The sequence below is a fragment of the Roseateles sp. P5_E11 genome (genome assembly GCF_054049355.1).
Window position 1 is genome coordinate 1 of sequence record NZ_JBFUMO010000937.1, and the last position, 1512, is coordinate 1512.

The following is a 1512-nucleotide window of genomic DNA, read 5'->3' on the forward strand; positions in this document are numbered from 1 at the left end:
GCGTACAGCCGCGGTGTCAGCGACCTGACGGTGCTCAAGCGCGCCCACGCGGCGATGCGGGGCCGGCTGGCGGCAGCYTGGAGCAAGCGGGCGCGCGACCTGCCGCTGAAATCGGCCGACGAGGCGCTGATCCTGGCCTCCGTCGTCGAAAAGGAAACCGGCGTGTCTTCAGACCGCTCCAAGGTCGCCGCCGTCTTCATGAACCGGCTGCGCGTGGGCATGCCCCTGCAGACCGACCCCACCGTCATCTACGGCCTGGGCGAAAGCTTCGACGGCAACTTGCGCAAGCGTGACCTGCTGGCTGACACGCCCTACAACAGCTACACCCGTGGTGGCCTGCCGCCGACGCCGATCGCCATGCCCGGCGCGGCCTCGCTGCAGGCGGCGCTGAACCCGGCGGCCATCAAGGCGGTCTACTTCGTTGCCCGGGGGGATGGCAGCAGCGAATTCAGCGATGACCTCGCCGCGCACAATCGCGCGGTCAACAAATACCAACGCGGCGGCAAGTGACCGGTCGATTCATTTCTTTCGAAGGCATCGACGGTGCCGGCAAGTCCACCCACATCCAGGCGGTGGCCGACTGGTTCCGCGCGCGCGGCGCCGATGTGCAGCTGAGCCGTGAGCCTGGCGGCACGCCACTGGCCGAGACGCTGCGTGACATCGTGCTCAAGGAATCCATGGGCTCGCTGACCGAGCTGCTGCTGATGTTTGCCGGCCGGCGCGACCATGTCGAGGCCGTCATCAAGCCCGCGCTGGCCGCCGGCAAGACGCTGCTCTGCGATCGTTTCACCGACGCCAGCTTCGCCTACCAGGGCGGCGGGCGCGGCCTGCCGCTGTCGGTGCTGGAGCCGCTGGCCGATTGGGTGCAGGAGGGCACCGAGCCCGAGCTGACGCTGTGGTTCGACCTGTCCGCCGAACAGGCCGCCGCCCGTCGTGCCAGCGCCCGTGAGGCGGATCGCATCGAGCAGCAGGACCTGGAGTTCTTCGAGCGCGTGAGGGCCGGCTATGCGGCGCGTGCGGCCAAGGCGCCGGGGCGCATCGTGCGTGTCGACGCCAGTGGCACGGTCGAGCAGGTGGGCGCCCACGTGCTGGCCGTCCTTGCAGAACGCTACCCATGCTGAACGCCGATCTCCCCTGGCTGCAGGCGCCGCTGGCCGATGCGCTGGCACGGGCGCGTTCGCATGCGCTGCTRGTGCAAGGGCCGGCCGGCGTCGGCCAGCTGGAACTGGCCGTCAAGCTGGCCCAGAGCTGGCTGTGCGAAGACCGTGGCCAAGCCCAACCCGCCTGCGGCCACTGCTCAAGCTGCAAGCTGTTCGCCAGCGGCACCCACCCGGATTTCCAGCTGTTGATGCCGGAAGCCCTGGACGCATCAGCCCGTGAGTCTCTCGGCCTGCCTTTCGAGGAGCCCGACGCGCCCAAGGCCGGCAAGGCCAAACCCAGCAAGGAAATCAAGGTCGAGGCGGTGCGCAACCTGCTCGCCTTTGCCCAGGCGACATCGGCGCGCGGCAAGGC

At 69.3% G+C, this 1512-nt stretch carries 2 protein-coding genes and 1 pseudogene; all 3 read left to right on the plus strand.

Annotation, left to right across the window (positions count from 1 at the left end):
• Positions 1-510: endolytic transglycosylase MltG (gene mltG, locus ACXJKR_RS32255; protein WP_457326327.1), on the plus strand; the 510-nt coding region annotated here is incomplete at its 5' end.
• The gene (gene tmk / locus ACXJKR_RS32260) at positions 507-1121 is read left to right on the plus strand and encodes a dTMP kinase (protein ID WP_457326328.1); all 615 of its coding nucleotides are present in this window, start codon (positions 507-509) and stop codon (positions 1119-1121) included. The genes mltG and tmk, both read left to right, overlap by 4 nt.
• A pseudogene (locus ACXJKR_RS32265) lies at positions 1115-1512 on the plus strand (DNA polymerase III subunit delta'); the annotation flags it as partial. The gene tmk and the pseudogene ACXJKR_RS32265, both read left to right, overlap by 7 nt.